Raw genomic sequence first — 20,956 nt, forward strand, 5'->3', positions numbered from 1 at the left:
CACAGGCCGCCTGACGCGCCTCTTGGGCGCTCTTGCCGATGACCGGGCGAGGGCTACGGAAGGTCACCCGCACGATCGACGATGCCACGGGCCTCCTGCACCCATGCGGCTCTCAGCTCGCCGTCCCCGAGGACGAGGTTCCGGCCTCCGAGGTACGCGTAGGTCTCCGGGTCGACGATGATCTCGTGGCGGGTTCCGTCCGCGTTGTCCAAGTAGATTCCGACGCCTTCACGGTCCGCCAGATCCCGTACGTTCTCCTCCAGCCCGACGCCCTCCAGCTCGGAGACGACGGTGTAGAGGGCGGCGCGCAGGCGGGGCGGAGGGGCGCCATCCTGGAGGATCAGTTGCACCTGCTGGAACAGCGTCCGCGCGGCCGGCAGGTCAGGGCGGTCCGCACCGTTCTGCCGCAGCCGCTCCTTCAGCTCGGCCGGATCCAGGGGAAGGGAACTCAGGTAGGCCGGGTCCCACCGCCGGCCCGTGGAGTTCTCGACGGGACCGGCGGTGACGGGGTCGCCGGAGCCGTCGGAGGACTGGCCCTTGTCCGGGTCCGTGCTGGTGTGACGGATTGCTTCCTGCTCGCCGTCGCCGCGCTGCCAGCTTTCGTGCGTCTGCGTCTCGCCCGCCTCCTGCGTCCCCTCCTCGCCGGGGACGTAGATCCGTGACTTGGTGTAGAGCCACTGGTCGGCGCGCGGGTAGGTGTCCGTCGTCCGCGCGGATGCCGCCGTGGCGCGTTCTGCCAGGTGTTCCACGGCGGCCACCGGAACCCACGCGGGAGCACTGGCGGTCGGCGGCACGTCGGCGCCGTCGGAACTCTGCACGACCGTGATACCGAGGGCCAGCGTCAGGCCGACGGCACCCGCCAGGCCCAATGTCATGCGCTGTGTCATGCGTCGGGGCCGCCGAGCGGGGGAGGGGGACGTCATCGCGGCGAGCAGGCGCCCCCGAGCGGCGTGCAGGGTGCCGGGATCGCTCTGCCGCACCTCGGAACGCAGGTCCCGGACCAGGTCAACGTCATTCATGGGGTCTCCTCCCGCACATCGATCGGGTTGACGCCGCCCAGAGCCTTGGCGACCTTGCGGCGGGCGCGCGACAGGCGCGAGCGCACGGTGCCGATGGGCACGCCCAGCGCCTGCGCCGTCTCCTCATAGGTCAGGTCGCCCCAGGCGATCAGCAGCAGCACGTCGCGCTCACCGCGTCCCAGCCTCGCCAGCGCGTCGGCGATCCGCTTCCGCGTGGCCGAGGCGGAGACCCTGGCCACGACCTGCTCGTCGAACGCCACCGCGACAGGGTCCTCTCCGGTACGGGCCAGCGCCCGGTAACCGCGGACCTCCGCCCGCCGGTGGCTGCCGATGACGTTCGTCAGGATGCCGTACAGCCAGGGCAGCGCCGCTCCGCGGCTGAGGTCGTAGTGGTGCCGTTTCTCGAAGGCCCTCGTGAACGTCTCGGCCACCACGTCTTCCGCGGGTTCGGGGCCGAGCCGCCGGACGACGTAGCGGTGCAGTTCGGCGGCGTGCCGATCGAACAGCTCCGCGAAGCGCTCCGGAGCGCGCAGCGAGGTCTCGATGATCGAGGAGTCGTCTCGCTGATCTGCCCGCAGGACGCCGCCGGATGTCGGCGCTTGCACGGGCGTCGGAGGATCAGCCAAGACGATCTCCTGTTCCAGGATGGTTCTCACGACGATACTTAGCCGAACCGCCGCGGGAAGTTCCCGCCGGGAGACCCGGGCGGAGGACGATCCTGGCGGACGTCGTCCGTGACGCCTGGAGGCGGCGGGCCGGAAAAGCGTTCGCGGGCCTGCCCGCCGATCTGCTTTGCTCACCTCCATGACATCGTCCGCCTGGGTAGGCGAGCGCGTCCGCCTGCGCGCGAGAGAACCCGAGGACTGGGAGGTCTTCCAGTCCTTCGACGAATACTCCGACGCGGTGCGGAGCGGCTGGCGGCTGGCTCCGCCCATCTCAGCCGCCCGCGCGAAGAAGGAGGCGACCGAGCAGGCCGAGCAGGAGCCCGATCTCGACAAGCTCTCCCTGGTCATCGCCGCCAAGGCCGACAACGCCCCGGTCGGCTCGATCAACACCCACGAGATCGACCGCCCCTACGGCGTCTTCGCCTACGGCATCAGCATCGGCACCCCGCACCACCGCAGGGGCTACGCCAGCGAGGCCGTCGTCCTGCTGCTGCGGTACATGTTCTTCGAACGCCGCTTCCAGAAGGCCGAAGCCTGGGTCTACAGCTACAACGAGGCGTCCCTCGCCCTGCACCGCCGCCTGGGCTTCGTCGAGGAGGGCCGGCGCCGCCGGAGTCACTACGCCAACGGCGCCTATCACGACGAGTTCCTGTTCGGCATGACGGTCGAGGAGTACGCCGAGCGTCACCGCCGACCAGGCGCCACCTCCTAGACGGCTGCGCGCCCGCGTGGCCGGGACGGATCAGGCCCCGAGTTCGTCCCGCAGCCGGCGAGCGGCGGTCACCACGTTGGCCAGGGACGCCTCGACCTGCTCGTACGTACGCGTCTTCAGCCCGCAGTCCGGGTTCACCCAGACCCGCTCCACCGGCAGAGCCGCCACCGTCTGCCGCACCAGCGACTCGACCTCCTCGGTCGAGGGCACCCGAGGCGAGTGGATGTCGTAGACGCCGGGCCCGAGCCCTCGCCCGAACGCCGACACCGCCCTCAGGATCCGCGCCCCCGAGCGGGCCGACTCGATCGTGGTGACGTCCGCGTCCAGGCCGTCGATGGCGTCCAGGATCTGGTCGGCGTCGGAATAGCACAGGTGCGTGTGGATCTGGGTACGGTCTCCGGCTCCCGAGGTGGCCCGCCGGTAGGCCGCCACCGCCCACTCCAGGTAGTCGGCCTGGGCTGCGCGGCGCAGGGGCAGCAGTTCGCGCAGCGCGGGCTCGTCCACCTGGATGATCGACACCCCGGCCGCCTCCAGGTCCCGCACCTCCTGCCGGACGGCGTCGGCCACCTGGCGGACGACGTCCCGCAGCGGCAGGTCGTCGCGGACGAACGACCAGGCCACGATCGTGACCGGTCCGGTGAGCATGCCCTTGACCGGCTTGTCCGTGAGCGACTGCGCGTGGGCGGCCCAGCGCACCGTGATCGGCGAGGGACGAGAGACGTCGCCGTACAGGATCGGCGGGCGGGTGCAGCGCGACCCGTACGACTGCACCCAGCCGTGCCTGGTGACCGCGAACCCGTCGAGGTGCTCGGCGAAGTACTGCACCATGTCGTTGCGCTCGGGCTCGCCGTGCACCAGGACGTCGAGGCCGAGGCGTTCCTGGAGCCTGATCACCCGTTCGATCTCGGCCTCGACCCGGTGCTCGTAGCCCGCCTGCGACAGCGTGCCGGACGCGACCGCCGCGCGGGCCGCGCGCAGCTCGCCGGTCTGCGGGAAGGAGCCGATCGTGGTGACCGGCAGCGGGGGCAGGCTCAGGTGCTCGGCCTGGGCGGCGGCGCGCACCGCGTACGGGCTGCGCTCCCCGGCCGCGACCGGCCCCGGCAGCGCCACCGACGGCCGCCCGCCCGACCCGTCGCCCCCGAACCCGGCGCTCTCGAACCCGTCGCCCTCGAAACCGGGGCTCGGGAAGTCGGCCCCGGCCAGCGCCACCACCTCGGCCACCTTCTCCTCGGCGAACGCCAGCCGCGCCCGCACCCCCGGCTCCAGCTCCGGTTCGGCCGCCACGGAGTAGGGCACGTGCTGCAGCGAGCACGAGGTGCTCACCACGACCCGCGAGGCCCGTACGGCGGCGAGTGCGGCCAGCGCGCGCCCGGGAGAGGTCCGCCACACGTCCCGGCCGGACACCACCCCGGCCACCACGGTCTTCCCGGTCAGGTCGGTCTCCGGCACCGGCCCCCGCACCAGGTCGAGCCCGATGGCCTCCACCGGCGTGCCCGCCAGCACCGGCAGCGCCTCGCCGAGCGAGCCGAAGTACGACGCCACGAACAACCCGGGCCGCGCCCCCATCGAGCCCAGCCGCTCGTAGGCCGTCCGGACGGCGGCCAGCTCCGACGCCGTCCGGTCGCCCACGAGGGCGGGCTCGTCGAGCTGCACCCACGCCACGCCCTCGGCGGCCAGCGCGGACAGCAGCTCCTCGTAGCAGCCCAGCACCTCGTCCAGCCGGTCCAGGGCCGAGCCCAGCAGCAGGTACGTCACCGGCCCCACCACGACCGGCCGCGTCTCGTACCCCAGCGCCCGCGCCTCCCGCACCTCGCCCAGCGGCTTGCCCGCGTTCAGCCGGAACTCGGTCTCGGGCCCGATCTCCGGCACGAGGTAGTGGTAGTTGGTGTCGAACCACTTCGTCATCCGCAGCGGCGCCCGCCCTTCCGTGCCCCTGGCCATCGCGAAGTAGGGGTCGGCGGCGTCCCGATAGCGCGCGGGCACGGCCCCGAGCAGCACCGAGGTGTCGAGCACCTGGTCGTACAGCGAGAACGTGTTAGACGGCAGCCCCTCCAGCCCCAGCTCGGCCAGCCTCCGCCAGGTCCGCGCGCGCAGCTCCGCGCCCACCCGCTCCAGCTCCGCCCGGGTCGAGCGCCCGTCCCAGTACGCCTCCAGCGCCCGCTTCAGCTCCCTGTCCGGCCCGATTCGCGGATATCCGAGCACGGTGGACGTGGGGAATGAGGACATCTTCTTCGGCTCCCTTGTGAACCCTGGTGATCCGTCAGGTCGCTGGAATGGTGCCGACGACCCACGGGGTCATGCACCATGTATTGGTGCTGCTTATGCTTCGGGAGATCCACTGCTTCACGCGGGTCGCGGAGCGGCTGAGCTTCTCGGCCGCCGCCGCCGACCTCGGGATGTCCCAGCCCGCCATGAGCCAGGCCATCACCCGGCTCGAACGCGCCACCGGCACCCGGCTCTTCGAACGCTCCGCCCGCGAGGTGCGGCTCACGGCGGAGGGCAGGGCGCTGCTGGCGTACGCGGAGCAGGTGATCGAGTCGGTCGCGGCGTTCACCGCGGAGTCGGCCCGGCTGGCCCGGCCGACCATTCATCTGGCTTATCCACCGCTCGTGGGTGCGCTGGCGGCGCGGATCGTCAGGCGGCTGGCGGGCCGGACCCCGGCCATCCGGGTGGAGCTGCACGCGGCCGGGCGGGCCGCGGCGGCGCGGGCGCTGGCCGACGGGGAGGTTTCGGCGGCGATCCTGGCCACGCCCGCGCCCGCGCGGTTCGTCACGGCGGCCAGGTTCCACGTCACGGTCGACCACCTGGCCGTCCCCGCCGGACACCGGCTGGCGTCAAGGGCCCGGGTCACGGCGGCGGAGCTGGCCGGTCAGGTGCTCATCACGCCGTCCGGCCGGCCCTGGCACGGCCTGCCCGGCCGTGCCCGCCTGGTGGCCGACGACGACTTCGCCGCCGCACTCGACCTGGTGGCGGCGGGCGCTGGCCTGTTGCCCATCCCGCAACTTCTGGTGCGCACGATCAGGCGGGACGACCTCCGCTTCGTCCCCCTGGAGGCGGGTGACCTGCGCATCACGTACGCGCTGGCGTGGTCGAGGGAGCGCGTCACCCCGGAGCTGATGGCCCTGGTGCAGGCCGTGCAGGACGCCCTCTGGACGAGGTGACCCCCGACCTCCCGGCCGTCGGGCGCGGGCAGGCGCGGTCAGGCCACGGGCAGGTTCTTCAGCGCCTCCCGCCGGCTGAGCCCGGTGAGGCCCTTGGCCTTCACGTAGCGGATCACCTCTTCCGGCCTGGTCTTGGCGTATTCGCGTAACGCCCACCCGATGGCCTTGCGGGCGAAGAAGTCGTTGTCGGACAGGCTGGGCTCGATGCACGCGTACAGCAGGGCCGTGTCCGTGCGGGACTTGAACCGGTTCTGGCACAGGATGGCCGTGCGCCGCTTCCACAGGTCGTCGTCGTGCGCCCACTCCAGCATGAGCGGCCGCATGGAGTCGGGGTAGGCGGCCAGCAGCCCGCCGATCCGGTGCGTGGCCAGCTCGTCGACCAGGTCCCACCACGCCCCGGAGACGATCATCTCCTCGTACATGGGGATGGTGTAGAGGGTCTGGAACTCCCGGTAGAGGTGGTAGCCCGACAGCTCGACGGCGGCGTAGCGCTCCTCGCGGTATTCGGCCTCCCGCCACAGCGACAGCACCGCCCGCCGCCACTCCGGGGCGCTGTCCAGCCGGTGCTCGGCGAACACCTTCCGCAGCGCGGCCCGCCGGGGCACCGCCTGTACGCCCAGGAACGGCATGTCCGACCGCATGTAGGCGCGCATCGTCTCGGCCTTGCCGGGCTCGGCCGCGTCCTGCAGTGCCAGCCGCACCGCCTTGCCGAGGCTCATCCTTGCTGGGTGGTGCGCTCGCCGGTGGCCAGCCCGTCGAAGAGCACGGTGATGTAGTGCTCTGCCAGCCCGGCCGTGTTGAGTCTGCCGCCGGGACGGAACCAGCGCACCGCCACCCAGATGGTGTCGCGGATCATCCGGTAGGTCAGCTTCGGGTCGACGTCGGGTCTGAACTGCCCGGCCGCCTGCCCCGCCTTGATCTGCGTGACCCAGATCTGCTCGACCTCGTCCTCGGCCTTGACCAGGTAGTTGAAGCGCTCGAACTGGCGCAGGTAGTTCCAGTCGTTCTGCATCACCGTGATGGCGGCGCGGTGGGGCTCGAGCGTGCCGAAGCCGATGCGGACCATCTCCGAGAGCACGGTGCGCGGGTCTGAGCCCGTGTCGAGCGCGGCGCGGTAGCGGGCGATGAGGTCGTCGAGGAAGGTGGACAGCACCTCGTCGACGATCGTCTCCTTGGAGTCGAAGTGGTGGTAGAGACTTCCGGAGAGAATGCCTGCTTCGTCGGCGATCTCACGTACTGTCGTGGCCTGGAAGCCCTTGCGCGCGAAGAGCTCCGCGGCGAGCTTGACGAGGTGGTCACGGCGCTCGGACGCCGACCCCGATGAGGTGGCGCGCTGGCGCTTCGCCGGAGTCGTGGCGGTGCCGGAGTTCTTTCGCGTGGTCACGACACCATTATGGGCCCTCAGGCAATCGCTTGTTCACGTTACAGGCCCAGCTCGTGCGGCGTTCCCGACTAGACCAAGCGCTTGCTACGATTCGAGGATGAGTGAGGCGTACATCGTCGGCGCCGTCCGCACCCCCGTCGGGCGCAGGAACGGCGGCCTGGCCGGAGCCCACCCCGCCGACCTCGGCGCGCACGTGCTCAAGGAGCTGATGCGCGGGGCGGGCGCCGACCCGTCGGCCGTCGAGGACGTGATCTTCGGCTGCGTGGACACGGTCGGCCCGCAGGCGGGCGACGTCGCGCGTACGTGCTGGCTGGCGGCCGGGCTGCCCGAGGAGGTGCCGGGTGTCACGGTCGACCGCCAGTGCGGCTCCTCCCAGCAGGCCCTGCACTTCGCCGCCCAGGCCGTGCTCTCCGGCACGAACGACCTGGTGGTGGCCGGGGGAGTGCAGAACATGAGCATGGTCCCCATCTCCTCCGCGATGCTCGCGGGCCGCCCCCTCGGCCACGAGACCCCGTTCGCGGGCTCCAAGGGCTGGACCGAGCGGTACGGCACGCGGGAGGTCTCCCAGTTCGCCGGCGCCGAGCTGATCGCCACCCGGTGGGGCGTCACGCGCGAGGAGATGGAGCGGTACGCGTACGAGTCGCACCGGCGGGCCCTGCACGCCATCGACGCCGGACACTTCCGCCGCGAGATCGCCCCCTACGAGGGCGCGGCCACGGACGAGGGCCCGCGCAGGGACACCACGCCCGAGAAGATGGCCGCGCTCCGGCCCCTCACGCCCGGGGGCCGCCTGACCGCCGCCCTGGCCTCCCAGATCTCCGACGGGGCCGCGGCGCTGCTCATCGCCTCGCCCCGCGCCGTACGCGAGCACGGCCTGACGCCGCGGGCCCGCGTGCACCACCTGTCGGCGCGCGGCGGCGACCCGATCATGATGCTCTCGGCCCCGATCCCGGCCACCGCGCACGCGCTCGGCCTGACCGGCATGTCCATCGGGGACTTCGACGTCATCGAGGTCAACGAGGCGTTCGCGTCGGTCGTCCTGGCCTGGCTCAGGGAGACGGGCGCCGACCCGGCCAGGGTGAATCCGAACGGCGGCGCCATCGCGCTGGGCCACCCCCTCGGCGCGACCGGCGCGGTGCTGGCGGTCAAGCTGCTGCACGAACTGGAGCGGACCGGCGGCAGGTACGGCCTGCAGACCATGTGCGAGGGCGGCGGACAGGCGAACGTCACCGTCATCGAGCGCCTTTGAGGGCCCTGCCGGGGACGGGATCTGCCTGAGGGCTCCCGGTCAGCCGCAGTGGACGTTCCTCTTCCACAAGGTGGCCAATCTGCTCTCGCCCTTGATGGAGCCGAACACGGTGATGCACGTGTCCTTGGCGGAGACGTACACCGGACCCGCGTAGCGCTTGTAGGTGCCGACGTCGGAATCGGCCCAGTTGTCAGCGCTGGCCACCTTGATCCGCGCCGACTTGAGTGCGGACCGGCCGTCGTTCGAGCCGGTGCCGTAAGCGAGCGCGCAGTTCTTCCCGGTGCTGCCGTTCCATCGGACCTCAAGGGTGCCGTACTTCACGCCGTTGAGCGAGATGCTGTACGTCCCGACGAGGTTGTAGCCGCTGCCACACGGGCCGGCCGCGCTGGCCGGAGTCGCGGCGGCGGAGACGAACAGGGTCGCGAGCATCGCGACGCCCACGGCGGCGGCTGACTTGTGACGAAGGTTCATGTTCTTCCTGTAGTCCTGGGTGAACCGGAGGGCGAGCGCGCCGCCCGTCCCCCCGGCGTCCGGTCCGCGCCATAATCACGCCACACGTTGAAAATCCGCTGAAGCCGCGCTGAAAACGCGCGCCGTCCCGCGATCAAGCAGAGCCTTGCCCGGAGACGTCGGGGGTTCCTCGCGAAGGGAAGCGGGCTGACGTCAGAAAATGGCTCTAGCAAATAAGAAACTTTCCTATTAGATTTCGGGTCATGCCCCTGAGCGGTGATCTGCTTCGCCTCGCTGACGCAGTCCTCTTCCCCGGTTTCCCCGGACACATGCCTCCCGACTGGCTCCGACGCCGGCTCGGCGACGGGCTGGCCGGCGTCGTGCTGTTCTCCCGCAACATCGCCGACGTGGCGCAGGTGGCCCGGCTGACCGCCGCGCTGCGTGCGGAGAACCCCTCGGTGCTGGTCGGCATCGACGAGGAGTCCGGCGAGGTCACCAGGCTGGAGGTGGCCTGCGGCAGCTCCCGCCCCGGCGGGTACGCGCTCGGCGTCGTGGACGACGTGGACCTCACCGAGTCCCTGGCCAGAGACCTCGGCGGCGACCTGGCCAGAGCGGGCATCACGATCGACTTCGCCCCCTCCGCCGACGTCAACTCCAACCCCGACAACCCGGTCATCGGCCTGCGTGCCTTCGGCGCGGACCCGGTGCTGGTCGCCCGGCACACCCGGGCGTTCGTCCGCGGGCTCCAGTCGGCCGGGGTGGCCGCCTGCGCCAAGCACTTCCCCGGACATGGGGACACCTCGGTGGACTCCCACCACGGGGTGCCGGTCGTGGCTGAGAGCGGGATCGAGGAGGCGCTGCACCCTTTCCGCGAGGCGATCGCGGAGGGCGTCAAAGCCATCATGACCGGCCATCTCCTGGTGCCCTCGTACGACGCCGAGCGGCCCGCCACGCTCAGCACCAAGGTCCTGACGGGGTTGCTGCGGGAGGAGCTGGGGTTCGAGGGGATGATCATCACTGACGGCATAGAAATGGCCGCGGTGTCGGGGGCGTACGGGATCGGGGGCGCCTCCGCCCGCGCCATAGCCGCCGGCGCGGACGCGATCTGCGTCGGCGGCGAGAACGCTGACGAGGCCACCGTCATCGGCATCCGCGAGGCGATCGCGGCGGCGGTGGCGGAGGGGCTGCTGCCCGAGGAGCGTCTGGCCGACGCCGCTCGCCGGGTCCGCGAGCTGGCCGCATGGGCCGCCTCCTCGGGCAGCCCCGCACCCGCCGACGGCCGGATCGGCCTGGTCGCGGCCCGGCGGGCGATCAGGGTCACCCGCCGCTCCACCGCGCCCGTACTCCCGCTGATGGGCGTGCCCCACGTGGTGGAGCTGTCCCCGGAGATGAACCTGGCCATCGACAGGAACACCCCGTGGGGCGTGGGCCGGCCGCTGAGCGTCCTGATCCCCGGCACCAGCGTCACCCGCCTGACGGTCGCGCAGGCCACCGGCCCCGAGCTGGAGCGCCTGATCATCGAGGCCGCAGGTCACCCGCTGGTCGTGGTGGTCAGGGACGTGCACCGCCACGCCTGGCAGTCGGAGGCGCTGCGGCACCTGCTCAGCGCCCGCCCGGACGCCGTGGTGGTCGAGATGGGCCTGCCCGCCCGCTCGGACCTGGGCTCCGTGCACGTCGCCACGTACGGGTCGGCCAGGGTCTGCGGGCAGGCCGCGGCGGAGGTGCTGACCGGTAGTCTCTGAGGGTGAACTTCGACGGCGAGGACCTGTCGCACAAGGCGCTGGCGGACCGGCTCCCCCCGGGTGAGACGCACGTCTTCCGCGAGTGCGACCTGACGGAGGCCGACCTGTGGGGCGCCCCGCTGGCCGGGGCCACGTTCGAGTCGTGCGTGCTGGAGCAGACCGACTTCCGCAAGGCCGACCTCGACGGGGCGGTGTTCGGCGGCGGGGGCGGGATGCGCGTCAGGTTCAACGACGCCGACCTCATCGACGTGACGTTCACCGACGTCGACCTGTCGTCGGCGCAGTTCGGCGGGGCGCTGCTGACGGACGCCTCGTTCACGGGCTGCCGCATGATCGGTGCCTCGCTCACCGGCTCGCGGGGCACCGGCTTCAAGGTGTCGCGCTCCAACCTGACGCTGGCCAACCTCGGCGGCTGCTCGCTGCGCGGTGAGGTCGTCGAGGGCGTGCGCTTCGACGACGCCGACCTGTCGGGCTGCGACTTCACCGAGGCCACGCTGAGCGACTGCCGGCTGCGCGGCACCCGGCTGCTCGGCGCCAAGTTCGCCAAGGCCGACCTGCGCGGGGCCGACCTGGGTGAGCCCGACGACGCCAAGCTGAGAGCGTTCGCGGGCGCGATCATCAACCAGGCGCAGGCCAACGCCATCCTCGCCGCCCGGGGCATCACCGTCCTGTAGCTCCCGCTCAGCCGGCGGGCCGGGGGAGCCGGGCCAGGGCGGTCTCCGCCTCGGCCATGACGCGTTCGACCAGCTCCCGGCACGACGGCAGGTCGTCGAGCACTCCGACCACCTGCCCCGAGGCCATCACCCCCAGATCCACCCGCCCGTCCACCATGGCCGCCCGTAGCAGCACCGGTGTGTTGGCCGCCTGCAGCACCTGCGCCCACGTCAGCTCGCGCCCGCGCCGCATCCGCCGTCCCTCCCTGAGCATCGCCCGCCACGACAGCCCCGACAGCCGCCTGAAGCGGGTCCCGTTCACCACCGCCCGCAGCAGCCGCGCGCGTTCGAGCGAGGCCACGAACGGCGTGTTCAGCACCCGGTGCGGCACGCCGTCCACGGACGTGGTCACCACCGTCTCCCGCGCCGCCAGGTAGAACCTCTTCACCTCGTCGGGCACCGGCGAGTCCTCGGTCAGCAGGAAACGGGTGCCCATGGCGATCCCGCAGGCCCCGTACGCCAGCGCCGCCACCAGCCCCCGCCCGTCGAAGAACCCCCCTGCCGCGATCACCGGGATGTCCACCGTGTCCACGACCTGCGGCAGCAGCAGCGTGGTGGCCACGGGACCGGTGTGCCCGCCGCCCTCGCCGCCCTGGACGACGACCGCGTCCGCGCCCCACCCGGCCACCTTCTCCGCGTGCCGGCGCGCGCCCACCGACGGGATCGTCACGACGCCCGCGTCCTTCAGCCGGGCGATCAGCTCCCGTCGCGGCGCCAGCGCGAACGACGCCACCCGCACGCCCTCCCTGACCAGCACCTGCACCCGCTCGGCCGCGTCGTCGGCGTCGGCGCGGAGGTTCACCCCGAAGGGCGCGTCGGTACGCTCCTTCACCCGCCGGATCGCCGCCGTCATCTCCGGCACCGACATGGTGGCCGCGCCGATGACGCCCAGGCCGCCCGCCAGGGACACGGCCGCCGCCAGCCGGGCGCCCGCGACGTACCCCATGCCGGTCTGCACGATCGGGTGCCGGCAGCCGACCAGGGAGGTCAGCGCGGTCCTCACCCGGACACCTCCCGGTCGCGCAGGCGGCCGGGGTCGAGCCGGTCCAGCACGCGCAGTTCCTCGGGGGTCGGCTCCCGCGTCCGGGCGACATTTCCTGACATGCCGTGCAGGTCGAACCCCGTCGCCGCCGCCACGTCGGCCACGCTCACCCCGGGATGCACCGACACCAGCCGCATCGTCCCGTCAGGCCCGCCGAAGTCCAGCACGGCCAGGTTCGTCACCACCCGCCGCAGCTCGAACGCGCCCCGATCGGTGCCGAGCCCGCTGACCATGTCGACGGCGGGCACGAAGACCCGCCTCGAATGCCGGGGGATCCAGTAGCTCGTCGGGTCGCAGCGCGTGTTGCCAGGGGCGCCGCGCACGCCCAGGAGCTGCGCCGTGGGCCGGGCCCAGTCGCCGACGCACGAGATGTTCGTGTTGCCGTACCGGTCGATCTGGCTCGCCCCGAGCATGACGTGCCGCCGACCGTTCAGCACCAGCCACAGGTGCTCCCTGAACGGCAGCCACCCCTCCACCTCCCGCGGCGCCTCGCCCAGCGCGGGCACGTCGCCGGTGAGCAGGCAGACGCCGTCGTGCGTGAGCAGCAGCGGCTCGAACGTCAGCCGCGCCAGCCGCGCCGCCAGCACCGTGATCGCCCCGCCGATCCCGGCCGCGAGGATCTCCCCGTCGCCCCTGAACGCCTCCGCGCACGCCACCACGCAAACGTCAGCCCTGCTCACGGGAGTCCTCCACATAGCGCCGCTGCGCGTCCTCGTCGCGCCCGTAGTCGGGCTCGCACGAGGTGAACCCGGCGCCGCCCGGCGCCTCCACCACGCCCGCCACCATCGACCGGCTGATCAGCAACGACTGCACGGGCCCGCCCTTGAGCAGGTCGGCGGTGTCCACCACCCGCTCGCACGAGACGTAACACCGCGCGGCCGCCTTGGCGTAGAGGTCGTCGAAGTACGGATCGGGCCCCAGGTACTGGGCGTTGCCCAGCGCGTCGGCCCGGTTCAGGTGCACCAGCGCCACGTCCGCGGTCAGCGCCGGCACCGCCACCAGCTCCTCGCCGTCCGCGTACGGCGAGCGCACCGTGCGCAGCTCAGGATTGACCCGCAGCACGTCGGACCCCATCCCCGCCCGCGTCGGCAGGAACGGCAGCCGGTGCGCCCCCGCCAGCAGCCCGAACATGAACATGCCCTCGTCGTACTCGGTGAACTCGATCTCCCCTGCCTGACGGGCGCGCCGGAAGTTGGGCTCCAGGGGGATGGAGTCGAGCGTGACGAACGGGGCCACGACCCTGCGCACCTTCCCGGCCGCGCAGAGCAGGCCGACGTCGGGGCCGCCGTACGAGACGATCGTGAGGTCGCGTACGGGGGAACGCAGCAGGGCGCCGACGAGGGCCATGGGCTTGCGGCGCGAGCCCCACCCGCCGATGCCCACCGTCATGCCGCTCTCCACCGACGCGGCCACCTGCCCGGCCGTCATCAGCTTGCTCACGTGAACCGCTCCCGGTGCCGGTCGCCGATGCCCATGAGGTTCAGCTCGAAGGTGAAGCCCTGCTCGAAGCGGTAGCTGCGGTTGACGTCGACCGGGTCGATGCCGTTGAGCGACTCCTTGGCGCGGCGGATGACGTACGGGTCCTTGGCCGCGATCTGCCCGGCCACCTCCATCGCCGCCTCGCGCAGCCTGTCGCGCGGCACCACCGCCAGCACCGACCCGAACGCGTGCAGCTCGGCCGCGGTCGCGTTCCTGCACGTGTAGACCATGGCGCGTACCAGGTGCCGGGGCACCAGCCTGGCCAGGTGCGTGGCCGCCCCCAGCGCGCCGCGGTCCACCTCGGGCAGGCCGAAGTACGCGTCCTCGCCGGCCACGACCACGTCCGCGTTCCCCACCAGGCCGATCCCGCCGCCCAGGCAGTGCCCGTGCACGGCGGCCACCACCGGGACGGCGCACTCGTACACGGCCGCGAACGCCGCGTAACACGCCCGGTTGGCCCCGACCAGCGCGGTGAAGCCCTCGGTGTCACGCATCTCCTTGATGTCCACCCCGGCGTTGAACCCGCGTCCCTCGGCCCGCAGCACGACCACCCTGGTCGCGGGGTCGTCCCCGGCGGCGCGTACGGCCCGCGCCAGCTCCTCCCAGGCCCGCACGGGCAACGCGTTCACCGGCGGCACGTCCACGACCACCTCGGCGACGGGCCCACCCAGCAGCGAGATCCCCATCCACTCTCCCTTACCTAACGCTTGCTTGGTACGGTAGCATCCGTGACCGTCACTTACGACTACACGGGCAAGTCCGTCCTGGTGACCGGCGGGACCAGGGGCATCGGCGCGGGCATCGCCGCGGCCTTCCGCGCAGCGGGCGCCGAGGTCACCGTCTGCGCCCGCACCCCACCCGAGCCCGGTTCTGTTCGGTCAGGCGCGCCCGGGAACGTCTTCGCCCAGGGGGAGGTGGCTGCGCCCGGGAACGGCTTTGCCCAGGCGGAGACGGGTGCGCCAGGGGACGTCTTCGCCCAGACGGAGGCGGGTGTGCCTGAGGGCCGTGGGCGTCGCCTGGCGCAGGCGGGGGTCCGGTTCGTGCGGGCGGACGTCCGGGTGCCCGAGGACGTCGAGCGCCTGCTCGCCGGATTCGACCGCCTCGACGTCGTGGTGAACAACGCGGGCGGCTCGCCCCCCGCGCCCCTGGTGGGCACCTCGCCGCGCCTGCACGCCCGCGTCATCGAACTCAACCTCACGGCCCCGCTGCTGGTCTCGCAGTACGCTTACCCGCTGCTCGCCGCCTCGGGTGGGGCCGTCATCATGATCGGCAGCGCGAGCGGCGCCCGCCCCTCGCCCGGCACCTCCGCGTACGGCGCCGCCAAGGCCGGCCTGCACCACCTGGCCCGCTGCCTGGCCGCCGAGTGGGCCCCGCGCGTACGCGTCAACACGGTCGTCGTGGGCCTGGCCACAACCTTCGACACGCCCACCCTCGACCCGTCCGCCCCTGGCCCGTCCGGTCGTGAGGCGTCCGGCCGTGACACGTCCGGCCACTATGGGGGGCGCTCCGATCTGGACGGGCGGGCCATTCCGGCGGGTCGGATGGCCACTCCTGCCGACGTGGCGCGGGCGTGCCTGTGGCTGGCCGTGCCCGGCTATGTGACCGGGGCCGAGGTGCGGGTGGACGGCGGCGGCGAGATCCCCGCCTGGCGACATCTGGTTTCTGGCGACATTTCCTGATATCTCTGCTTGATCCTTCCTGCTTGATCCTTCCGGGAGGTCTGTGTGGAAATCTGTGCCGGCCGAGTGGTGGTCGTGACGGGCGCCGGTCGCGGCATCGGCAGGGAACACGCGCTGGAGTTCGCCCGGCAGGGCGCCCGCGTCGTGGTCAACGACCTCGGCACCGGCCCCGGCGGCGACGGCGGCTCGCCAGGCCCCGCGCTGGCGGTGGCCGAGGAGATCCGCGGGTTCGGCGGCCAGGCGGTGGCCAGCAACGACGACGTCGCCGACTGGGACGGGGCGGCGCGGCTGATCAAGACGGCGGTCAGCGCGTACGGCAGGCTCGACGTCCTGGTCAACAACGCGGGCTTCGTCCGGGACCGGATGCTGGTCTCGATGACCGAGCAGGACTGGGACGACGTCGTACGCGTCCACCTCAAGGGGCACTTCGCCCCGCTGCGGCACGCGGCGGCGTACTGGCGGGAGAGGTCCAAGGCCGGGGAGCGGGTCAGCGGCCGGGTGATCAACACCTCGTCGGGCGCGGGCCTGCTCGGGAGCGTCGGGCAGGCCAACTACGCGGCGGCCAAGGCGGGCATCGCCGCTCTCACCCAGGTGGCGGCGGCCGAGCTGGGCCGGTACGGAGTCACGGTGAACGCCATCGCGCCCGCCGCCCGTACCCGGATGACGGAAGAGGTCTTCGCCGGCGCCATGGCCAGGCCGGAGTCCGGGTTCGACGCCATGGACCCCGCCAACGTGGCCCCGCTCGTGGTGTGGCTCGGCTCGGCGGAGTCGGGGCACGTCACGGGGCGGATGTTCGAGGTGGAGGGCGGGGCCGTCTCGGTGGCCACCGGCTGGCGGCACGGCCCGGCGGTGGACTGCGGCGCCCGCTGGTCGCCCGCCGACCTCGGCCCCGCCCTCACCGCCCTCCTCTCCTCCGCCCCGCCCCCAGAACCGGTCTACGGCGCGTCCTCACCACCGGACTGAGGTTCCCCGGGAAGAAGCGGCAGCCCTCCCTCCGTGGCGCGGGTGGCTCCGGCGCTCGGGACCGACGCCGGGCGAAGAGGGCGGTGGACCTCCGTGGCGCGGATGGCTCTGGGGCTCGGGGCCGACGACGGCGGAAGAAAGCGGCGGCTCTCCAGAGCGTGTGGTGGGGTCAGCGCATGGCGGAGCGGGCGGTGGGGTGCAGGCGGAGGCGCTGCGGGGCGGCGGTGAGGCGGGTCGTGAGCATGGGCAGAGGCACCTCGCGTTCGTCCGCCGCCCGTTCGAACCGGGCGAACCACACGAACACGTTCACCCCGGTCCGTACGGGCAGCCGCGGAAAGGTGTTCTCCGAGTGCTCGCTCTCCAGGCAGGCGACCGGCGCCGCCCCGGCCGCGGCGAGCACCGGCGCGGCCTCGCGGGCGAAGAACGAGGCGAAGTCGTCGCCCGCGACGTGGTAGATCGTGGCGACGTAGAGTGACGAGGGCGGTTCCCCCGCGTCTGTGGGCGGGCGTTCCCATGAGGGCGGCTCGGGCCCGGCGGGGTGCAGCAGGAGCACGTCGTCCGAGTCCAGCATCGTGGCGTTGGCCGCCTCGTGGTGGGCCCGCCACACCGGCCCGCCGTAGAAGGCCGCCAGCGACTCCCGCCGCGCCTCCATGTCGGGGAAGGCCCGCAGCCAGGGAAAGGTGTCGGGCTCTCCAGCCTCTCGGAACGTGCCCGTCACGCGCATGCCCACGGCTTCCTGCGTCTCGATGAACTCCCGCTCGAACAGGGAGATCAGCGTGTCCCGCCGCCCTGGACGCATCTGGTAGCGGCGCAACTCGTAGATCATGCGGCGGACGCTATGCCCTGGTCACTGACACCCCCTGTCAGCGTATTGGCCGAACAATATTCTGATCACTCACAGCTATCGAACGACCACGTGAAGTTATATGCTCGCACTGACCTTGATCCCCTGAGGTCAAAGAAGGTCAACGGGGATGGTGGTGTGCCCTGGGCCCTGGCCCACCGCCGTTCCTGAGGGCTTGTTCCAGGCGAAGGAGCAGATGTGATCAAAAGAGTGTGCGCCGCCGCGGCCGTGCTGGCAGCGGTCGCCGGCGGCACGCTGCTTGCAGTCCCCGCTCACGCTGACGACGACTGGGCCGGTCCCTGGGGCGGTGGCAACTGGTCGACCAACCGGAGTGACAACAGCGACTCGACCCAGTCGGGCAACAACTTCGGCGACGTCTTCGGCCGCATCCACGGCCAGGGGTTCTCGACCAACGTCAACAACGTCAACGGCTTCGCCCCGACCGCCACCAACGGCGGGATCACGGTGACGTACATCTTCCACTGACCGGCTGACGTCCGGAAAACAGCACTCTGAAAGGACATCGAGATGATGAAGAAGCTCTGCGTGACGGGTGTCATCGCCGCCGCGGCCGGGGTGACCCTGCTGTCCGTCCCGGCGTACGCCGACACGAACGCGGGTAACTCCAGCCACAATTCCCACTCCTCGCAGTCGGGCAACAACTTCGGCAACGTCGTCAACACCAACCTGAGTGGCGGCCACGGCGCGACCAGCGTCAACAACGTCAACGGCAACGCCGTGATCGGCACCAACGGCAGCGACGTGGTCGTCGACGACGTCGTCGACTGATTCGGGGGCCACGCCGCGGGACGGCATGAACGCGGTGTGTCCGGTAGGCGCGAGCCGGGTCGGATTTGGCCCGGCTCGCGCCGTATTAGCATCCGTGCGTGACTATCTGTGCTTATGCCACGTCTGCGGGGGCTGACGACGACGAGATCGCCCCGGTTCTGGCCGCCTGGCGGGAGGTCGGCATCGAGGGGCGCGCCGAGCGCTGGGACGACCCCGAGGTCGACTGGAGCGCGTACGACGCCGTCGTCATCCGCTCGGTGTGGGACTACGTACCCAGGCGGGAGGAGTTCCTGGCGTGGGCGCGTGGGGCGGAGTCCGTCACGCGGCTGCTGAACTCCCGCGCCGTGCTCGAGTCCAACACCGACAAGACGTACCTGCGTGACCTCGCCGTGCCGACCGTGCCCACGCACTGGTCGTCGCGTGGGCTGCCGGACTGGCAGGAATACGTGGTCAAGCCGGCCGTCTCAGCCGGGGGCCGCGACACCACCAGGACCACCGACCGCGCCGAGGCCCAGGCGCTGGCCGCGGCGCTGGAGGCCGCGGGGCGCACCCCGATGGTGCAGCCCTACCTCGACATGGTGGAGTCGGAGGGCGAGACCTCGCTGCTGTACTTCAACGGCCGCTTCAGCCACGCCGTCCGCCGCAACCCCGTGCTGGCCCCCGTGTTGGCCACAGGGCGGGCGGCCGGTGAACCCCCGCGGGTCCACACCCGCACCCCAGCCCCGGACCAGGTCGAACTCGCCGAGAAGGTGCTTGTTGCCGTACCCCATGTCCTTCTCTACGCCAGGATCGACCTGGTCCGGCTTCCCGGCGGCGGACCGGCCGTCATCGAGGTGGAGCTGACCGAGCCCTACCTCTTCCTGAACCAGGAGCCGGAGGCGGCGGCGAGGTTCGCGCGGGCCCTGCGCGAGCTGCTGTGATCAGCAGGAGATCCCGCCGTCCACCGGGATGACCGTCCCCGTCAAGTACGCCCCCGCCCGCGACGACAGGTAGATCGCCGCGCCCGCCATGTCCTCGGGCCGCCCGATGCGGCCCAGGGGCACGTTCGAGGCGATGGCGGAGCGCGTGGCGGGGTCGTCGAGCGCGAAGGCCATCATCTTCGAGTCGAAGGGTCCCGGCGCGATGGCGTTGACCGTGATGTGTTCCCGCGCCAGGCGCCTGGCCAGGTGCCGGGTCAGCATGTGGACGGCCGACTTCGTCGCGGAGTAGGCGAAGCTCTCCAGCTCCGGCACCTTGATCCCGTCGATCGAGCCCACGTTGATCACCCGGGCCGGGTCGTCGGCGTCGGCCGCCTGCCTGAGCTGCGGCAGGAAGCTCCTGGTCAGCGAGAAGACGCCCTTGACGTTGATGTTCCAGAGCTTGTCGAAGGCGGACTCGGGATACTCCTCCAGCGGCGCGCCCCAGGTGGCCCCCGCGTTGTTCACCAGCACGTGCAGGGGCCCGTCCACCGCCGACACCAGCCGCCGCACCCCTTCGGACGTGGACAGGTCGGCCGGTACGGCGCGGCAGCCCAGCTCGGCGGCCGTCCTCTCGACCTCGGCCGTCTTGCGGGCGGAGATCCAGACCTCCGCCCCCGCCGCCACGAAGCCCGCGGCGATCATGCGCCCGATGCCCCGCGAACCGCCCGTGACGACGACGGACTTGCCTTCCACCGAGAACAGCGTCATGTTCTGAAACAATGCCATACCGACCGGTCGGTTACCAGAAGGCCGGGATCACACCCCCGGGAGGCGGCCGTTGCGGAAGAGGTCCACGAACCGCTGGTGGTCGTCCCGGGCCTGCGCCCCGTAGCGGTGGGCGAAGTCCACCAGCATCGCGACGAACCCCGTCCGGTCGTCGCCGATCACGTGCACGATCGCCTCCTCCGTCGAGAAGTCCACCAGGTCGTGGCTGGACTCGTCGTCGGCCACCGAGTGCATGCGGGCGACCGCCCGGCCCAGGTCCTGCACGATCGAGCGCAGTTCGGCCGGCTCGTTGACGTCGTCCCAGTCGAGGTCGGCCGAGTACGGCGACACCTCGGCCACGAGCTGCCCCACGCCGTTGAGCGTGGTGTAGCCCAGCCACGGGTCGGCGTACGCCTGCAGCGCCCGCTGAGACTCGGCCGTACGGTGCCCCTGGTGCAGGAAGTAGGAGGTGACCTTCTCGTCGGCGACGTGCCGCGCCACCGCGGGTACCGCCGCCTGCTTCATGTACAGGATGACGTCGTTCTCCAGCGCCTGCGAACGTCCTTCGAGCAGCAGGTTGTACGACGGCAGCCCCGCCGACCCGATGCCCACGCCCTTGCGCAGCGCCACGTCCTTGATCACGTGCTCGACGGGGTTGACCGTCACGGGCAGGGTGGCCAGGTAGTCGTCGAACGCGGCCAGCACGTCCCGCCGGGTCGCCGCGTCCACGGGCTCGCGTCCCTCCATGAGCGCGAAGCGGCGGTCGTAGTCGTCGATCACGGTCTCGACGTCCAGCAGCGCCACGCGGGTGCTGAGCCGGGCGCGCTGGAGCACCCGGTGCAGCACGCCGCTGGTGGTGCCGAGCGTGAGCGACCCGATCGCGTCGTCCCCGCCCGCCGCGACGGCCCCCAGCTCCACCAGGTACGCGCCGGCGAAGTCGGTGACGAGCACGCTGATCGAGTCGTCAGACAGCGCCTTGGCGTAACCGAGCAGGGCCACGCTGGCGGCGAAGCGCTTGAGGTCCCAGACGTACGGCCCCACGTACGCCTCGTCGAAGTCGTTGACGTTGAAGACCAGCTCGCCGGAGGCGTTCATGTACGTGCCGAAGTTCTCCGCGTGCAGGTCGCCGTGGATCCACACCCGGCTGGTCGGCCCGTCGAGATAGGAGTCGTCGGCGTACGCCCCGCTGGAGCCGCCCGCCATGTCGGCGTAGAACAGGCAGGCGCTGCCCCGGTAGAAGGCGAAGGGCGAGGCCGCCATCTTCCGGAACTTCCGCCTGAACGCGGCCGGATCGCGCTTGATCGACTCGCCGAACTCCGTCATGAGGACGTCGAGCAAAAAGGAGGAGCGTGTGCCCATGCAGGGACACTAGATCCGGATCCCCCTTGCCGCCTACCCTGG

At 71.8% G+C, this 20,956-nt stretch carries 23 protein-coding genes; 10 read left to right on the top strand and 13 right to left on the bottom strand.

Going from position 1 to position 20,956, the window contains the following annotated elements; all coding sequences use genetic code 11:
* Positions 1-53: 53 nt before the first annotated feature.
* Together ACZ6S0_RS40805 and ACZ6S0_RS40810 are read right to left on the bottom strand one after the other, a co-directional pair.
* Positions 54-1,019 carry a CU044_5270 family protein gene (locus ACZ6S0_RS40805; RefSeq protein WP_465924689.1) on the bottom strand — a complete coding sequence of 322 codons (966 nt, stop codon included), beginning with the start codon at positions 1,017-1,019 and terminating at the stop codon, positions 54-56.
* Positions 1,016-1,645, bottom strand: coding sequence for an RNA polymerase sigma factor (locus ACZ6S0_RS40810; RefSeq protein ID WP_465924690.1), 630 nt, complete (start codon positions 1,643-1,645; stop codon positions 1,016-1,018). Before ACZ6S0_RS40810 ends, ACZ6S0_RS40805 begins: the two co-directional genes overlap by 4 nt.
* Before the next feature lie 178 nt (positions 1,646-1,823).
* Between ACZ6S0_RS40810 and ACZ6S0_RS40815 the strand changes: the two genes are divergently transcribed.
* Positions 1,824-2,396: a GNAT family N-acetyltransferase gene (locus tag ACZ6S0_RS40815; protein ID WP_465924691.1), complete on the top strand. Its 573-nt coding sequence runs from the start codon at positions 1,824-1,826 to the stop codon at positions 2,394-2,396.
* 30 nt (positions 2,397-2,426) lie between these two features.
* Here the strand turns inward: ACZ6S0_RS40815 and metE are convergent, their stop codons facing one another.
* Positions 2,427-4,622, bottom strand: coding sequence for a 5-methyltetrahydropteroyltriglutamate--homocysteine S-methyltransferase (gene metE / locus ACZ6S0_RS40820; RefSeq protein ID WP_465924692.1), 2,196 nt, complete (start codon positions 4,620-4,622; stop codon positions 2,427-2,429).
* A 95-nt stretch (positions 4,623-4,717) separates the two neighbouring features.
* On the opposite strand from metE, the gene ACZ6S0_RS40825 reads away from it, so the two are divergent.
* A complete protein-coding gene (locus ACZ6S0_RS40825) occupies positions 4,718-5,557 on the top strand; it encodes a LysR family transcriptional regulator (RefSeq protein ID WP_465924797.1) in 840 nt (279 codons plus the stop codon).
* A 38-nt stretch (positions 5,558-5,595) separates the two neighbouring features.
* Here ACZ6S0_RS40825 and ACZ6S0_RS40830 read toward each other — a convergent pair whose 3' ends face one another.
* Entirely contained in the window at positions 5,596-6,276 is a 681-nt protein-coding gene (locus tag ACZ6S0_RS40830; protein WP_465924693.1) for a DNA alkylation repair protein, read from the bottom strand.
* Entirely contained in the window at positions 6,273-6,941 is a 669-nt protein-coding gene (locus ACZ6S0_RS40835; protein WP_344883041.1) for a TetR/AcrR family transcriptional regulator, read from the bottom strand. Before ACZ6S0_RS40835 ends, ACZ6S0_RS40830 begins: the two co-directional genes overlap by 4 nt.
* A gap of 97 nt (positions 6,942-7,038) precedes the next feature.
* Between ACZ6S0_RS40835 and ACZ6S0_RS40840 the strand changes: the two genes are divergently transcribed.
* Positions 7,039-8,190 (top strand): acetyl-CoA C-acetyltransferase, encoded by a 1,152-nt coding sequence (locus tag ACZ6S0_RS40840; protein ID WP_465924694.1) that lies wholly within the window; start codon positions 7,039-7,041, stop codon positions 8,188-8,190.
* Between the two features lie 39 nt (positions 8,191-8,229).
* Here ACZ6S0_RS40840 and ACZ6S0_RS40845 read toward each other — a convergent pair whose 3' ends face one another.
* The gene (locus ACZ6S0_RS40845) at positions 8,230-8,661 is read right to left on the bottom strand and encodes a spore-associated protein A (protein ID WP_465924695.1); all 432 of its coding nucleotides are present in this window, start codon (positions 8,659-8,661) and stop codon (positions 8,230-8,232) included.
* A gap of 308 nt (positions 8,662-8,969) precedes the next feature.
* On the opposite strand from ACZ6S0_RS40845, the gene ACZ6S0_RS40850 reads away from it, so the two are divergent.
* Together ACZ6S0_RS40850 and ACZ6S0_RS40855 are read left to right on the top strand one after the other, a co-directional pair.
* Positions 8,970-10,382, top strand: coding sequence for a glycoside hydrolase family 3 protein (locus tag ACZ6S0_RS40850; RefSeq protein WP_465924696.1), 1,413 nt, complete (start codon positions 8,970-8,972; stop codon positions 10,380-10,382).
* Positions 10,383-10,384: 2 nt separating this feature from the next.
* A complete protein-coding gene (locus ACZ6S0_RS40855) occupies positions 10,385-11,056 on the top strand; it encodes a pentapeptide repeat-containing protein (protein ID WP_465924697.1) in 672 nt (223 codons plus the stop codon).
* Between the two features lie 7 nt (positions 11,057-11,063).
* On the opposite strand, the gene ACZ6S0_RS40860 is transcribed toward ACZ6S0_RS40855, so the two are convergent.
* Genes ACZ6S0_RS40860 through ACZ6S0_RS40875 form a run of 4 tightly spaced genes read right to left on the bottom strand, consistent with a single transcriptional unit; the run spans position 11,064 to position 14,302 of the window.
* A complete protein-coding gene (locus ACZ6S0_RS40860; RefSeq protein ID WP_465924698.1) occupies positions 11,064-12,098 on the bottom strand; it encodes an NAD(P)H-dependent flavin oxidoreductase in 1,035 nt (344 codons plus the stop codon).
* The gene (locus ACZ6S0_RS40865; protein ID WP_465924699.1) at positions 12,095-12,832 is read right to left on the bottom strand and encodes a CoA-transferase subunit beta; all 738 of its coding nucleotides are present in this window, start codon (positions 12,830-12,832) and stop codon (positions 12,095-12,097) included. The genes ACZ6S0_RS40860 and ACZ6S0_RS40865 overlap by 4 nt, the downstream gene beginning before the upstream one ends.
* The gene (locus tag ACZ6S0_RS40870; protein ID WP_465924798.1) at positions 12,804-13,565 is read right to left on the bottom strand and encodes a CoA transferase subunit A; all 762 of its coding nucleotides are present in this window, start codon (positions 13,563-13,565) and stop codon (positions 12,804-12,806) included. The genes ACZ6S0_RS40865 and ACZ6S0_RS40870 overlap by 29 nt, the downstream gene beginning before the upstream one ends.
* A gap of 8 nt (positions 13,566-13,573) precedes the next feature.
* Positions 13,574-14,302, bottom strand: coding sequence for an enoyl-CoA hydratase family protein (locus ACZ6S0_RS40875; protein WP_465924700.1), 729 nt, complete (start codon positions 14,300-14,302; stop codon positions 13,574-13,576).
* 42 nt (positions 14,303-14,344) lie between these two features.
* On the opposite strand from ACZ6S0_RS40875, the gene ACZ6S0_RS40880 reads away from it, so the two are divergent.
* Both ACZ6S0_RS40880 and ACZ6S0_RS40885 read left to right on the top strand, forming a co-directional pair.
* Entirely contained in the window at positions 14,345-15,295 is a 951-nt protein-coding gene (locus ACZ6S0_RS40880; RefSeq protein ID WP_465924701.1) for an SDR family oxidoreductase, read from the top strand.
* A 45-nt stretch (positions 15,296-15,340) separates the two neighbouring features.
* Positions 15,341-16,258 carry an SDR family oxidoreductase gene (locus ACZ6S0_RS40885; protein ID WP_465924702.1) on the top strand — a complete coding sequence of 306 codons (918 nt, stop codon included), beginning with the start codon at positions 15,341-15,343 and terminating at the stop codon, positions 16,256-16,258.
* A gap of 169 nt (positions 16,259-16,427) precedes the next feature.
* Here the strand turns inward: ACZ6S0_RS40885 and ACZ6S0_RS40890 are convergent, their stop codons facing one another.
* Positions 16,428-17,084 (bottom strand): NIPSNAP family protein, encoded by a 657-nt coding sequence (locus ACZ6S0_RS40890; RefSeq protein WP_465924703.1) that lies wholly within the window; start codon positions 17,082-17,084, stop codon positions 16,428-16,430.
* Between the two features lie 216 nt (positions 17,085-17,300).
* Here ACZ6S0_RS40890 and ACZ6S0_RS40895 point away from each other — a divergent pair, with 216 nt between their 5' ends.
* The 3 genes from ACZ6S0_RS40895 (at position 17,301) to ACZ6S0_RS40905 (ending at position 18,811) form a co-directional block, all read left to right on the top strand.
* Positions 17,301-17,588, top strand: coding sequence for a hypothetical protein (locus tag ACZ6S0_RS40895; protein ID WP_465924704.1), 288 nt, complete (start codon positions 17,301-17,303; stop codon positions 17,586-17,588).
* Between the two features lie 42 nt (positions 17,589-17,630).
* Entirely contained in the window at positions 17,631-17,891 is a 261-nt protein-coding gene (locus tag ACZ6S0_RS40900) for a hypothetical protein (RefSeq protein WP_465924705.1), read from the top strand.
* Positions 17,892-17,989: 98 nt separating this feature from the next.
* Positions 17,990-18,811: an ATP-grasp domain-containing protein gene (locus tag ACZ6S0_RS40905; protein WP_465924706.1), complete on the top strand. Its 822-nt coding sequence runs from the start codon at positions 17,990-17,992 to the stop codon at positions 18,809-18,811.
* Here ACZ6S0_RS40905 and ACZ6S0_RS40910 read toward each other — a convergent pair whose 3' ends face one another.
* Positions 18,812-19,558 (bottom strand): SDR family oxidoreductase, encoded by a 747-nt coding sequence (locus ACZ6S0_RS40910; RefSeq protein WP_465924707.1) that lies wholly within the window; start codon positions 19,556-19,558, stop codon positions 18,812-18,814.
* A 48-nt stretch (positions 19,559-19,606) separates the two neighbouring features.
* Positions 19,607-20,914: a DUF2252 domain-containing protein gene (locus ACZ6S0_RS40915; RefSeq protein ID WP_465924708.1), complete on the bottom strand. Its 1,308-nt coding sequence runs from the start codon at positions 20,912-20,914 to the stop codon at positions 19,607-19,609.
* Between the last annotated feature and the right edge of the window lie 42 nt (positions 20,915-20,956).

This window comes from Nonomuraea sp. NPDC051298, assembly GCF_055586305.1.

Coding starts and splice junctions, on each gene's coding strand:
- ACZ6S0_RS40815 (WP_465924691.1), top strand. CDS start 1,824: ATGACATCGTCCGCCTGGGTAGGCGAGCGCGTCCGCCTGCGCGCGAGA.
- metE (WP_465924692.1), bottom strand. CDS start 4,622: ATGTCCTCATTCCCCACGTCCACCGTGCTCGGATATCCGCGAATCGGG.
- ACZ6S0_RS40910 (WP_465924707.1), bottom strand. CDS start 19,558: ATGACGCTGTTCTCGGTGGAAGGCAAGTCCGTCGTCGTCACGGGCGGT.
- ACZ6S0_RS40865 (WP_465924699.1), bottom strand. CDS start 12,832: ATGTGGAGGACTCCCGTGAGCAGGGCTGACGTTTGCGTGGTGGCGTGC.
- ACZ6S0_RS40830 (WP_465924693.1), bottom strand. CDS start 6,276: ATGAGCCTCGGCAAGGCGGTGCGGCTGGCACTGCAGGACGCGGCCGAG.
- ACZ6S0_RS40850 (WP_465924696.1), top strand. CDS start 8,970: ATGCCTCCCGACTGGCTCCGACGCCGGCTCGGCGACGGGCTGGCCGGC.
- ACZ6S0_RS40900 (WP_465924705.1), top strand. CDS start 17,631: ATGATGAAGAAGCTCTGCGTGACGGGTGTCATCGCCGCCGCGGCCGGG.
- ACZ6S0_RS40840 (WP_465924694.1), top strand. CDS start 7,039: ATGAGTGAGGCGTACATCGTCGGCGCCGTCCGCACCCCCGTCGGGCGC.
- ACZ6S0_RS40870 (WP_465924798.1), bottom strand. CDS start 13,565: ATGACGGCCGGGCAGGTGGCCGCGTCGGTGGAGAGCGGCATGACGGTG.
- ACZ6S0_RS40805 (WP_465924689.1), bottom strand. CDS start 1,019: ATGAATGACGTTGACCTGGTCCGGGACCTGCGTTCCGAGGTGCGGCAG.
- ACZ6S0_RS40915 (WP_465924708.1), bottom strand. CDS start 20,914: ATGGGCACACGCTCCTCCTTTTTGCTCGACGTCCTCATGACGGAGTTC.
- ACZ6S0_RS40825 (WP_465924797.1), top strand. CDS start 4,718: ATGCTTCGGGAGATCCACTGCTTCACGCGGGTCGCGGAGCGGCTGAGC.
- ACZ6S0_RS40845 (WP_465924695.1), bottom strand. CDS start 8,661: ATGAACCTTCGTCACAAGTCAGCCGCCGCCGTGGGCGTCGCGATGCTC.
- ACZ6S0_RS40890 (WP_465924703.1), bottom strand. CDS start 17,084: ATGATCTACGAGTTGCGCCGCTACCAGATGCGTCCAGGGCGGCGGGAC.
- ACZ6S0_RS40875 (WP_465924700.1), bottom strand. CDS start 14,302: ATGGGGATCTCGCTGCTGGGTGGGCCCGTCGCCGAGGTGGTCGTGGAC.